Source organism: uncultured Mesonia sp. (genome assembly GCA_947499595.1).
Lineage (GTDB): Bacteria > Bacteroidota > Bacteroidia > Flavobacteriales > Flavobacteriaceae > Mesonia > Mesonia sediminis.
In genome coordinates, this window is sequence record CANMOY010000030.1 from 1 (window position 1) to 928 (window position 928).

At 33.5% G+C, this 928-nt stretch carries 1 protein-coding gene; it reads right to left on the reverse strand.

Translation table 11 applies throughout. The features are described from left to right. Window positions 1-195 precede the first annotated feature (195 nt). The gene (locus ACH2AZ_RS12415) at window positions 196-873 is read right to left on the reverse strand and encodes a hypothetical protein (protein ID WP_394908094.1); all 678 of its coding nucleotides are present in this window, start codon (window positions 871-873) and stop codon (window positions 196-198) included. Window positions 874-928 lie beyond the last annotated feature (55 nt).

Sequence of the window (928 nt, forward strand, 5' to 3'; positions counted from 1 at the left end):
CTCTGATGGACCTACCATCATCTTATTTACAGCATTCAACCGTTTTATTGCCTTGGTTGATTCTTGGCACACTATGAGTAGTTGCGTGGTTTAGCACTAAACTTTGTAAGTACACACCAAACTGAAAATCCGCGAGGATTTTCAGAAGTAGGCGAGAACAAGCAATTACTTATAGCCATTGTTGTGCGTTCGTTTTTAATTCAGTTCGTATTCAGTCAATATACCTTTTAGTTCTTCCGATTTCAAAAGCGCATTTCTTTCCAAATGAGCAAATCCATATCCATTTCCCTGAACAAAAGCAGGTAAATACCTTTCTCCAATTTCTAAAATTATTCCAACGTCTATTAAGTTAGAAAATTCTTCGTTTACTTTTTTAGCTTTATCTGAATTCGGTTTGCATATAATTTCGTCGTGATAACTACTTGTAGTTCCTTCGAGTAATTTTTCGATTTCACTTTTTCTTATTCCGGCTATTTTACTTAACATTCTGTTCCATTTAGAGTCGATTTTTTTGACTTTCGCAGGTTCAGTTATCGAATCGGTAAAGTATAATAATGTCCGAACGGTTTTGACTTCTGTAATCGGTTTGTTTTCTGCAAGTACTTTTGCATTTTTATGGGGCGAATAGCTTTTTTTAAATTCTCGAACTTTTGCTGTCATAGCTTCGTCAGCTTTATTTTGCGAACTTGCAATTTCGGGCACACATTCCAACTCGATATAATATTCCTCAAACTCAATTATGACTTTAATAAATTCAGTCCATATTCGCTTTGGTTCAGAGTTTTTAAGTCTCTGAATAATATCTTTTTCTATTTCGTTAAATGTGTAGTTCAATTTTTTTCTTAAATGACGCACAACGGCAGTCAGTCTCAAAACTACCAATTAATGCTCTTAAAAATACTATTTTTCTGATTTTTATGAAATTTAT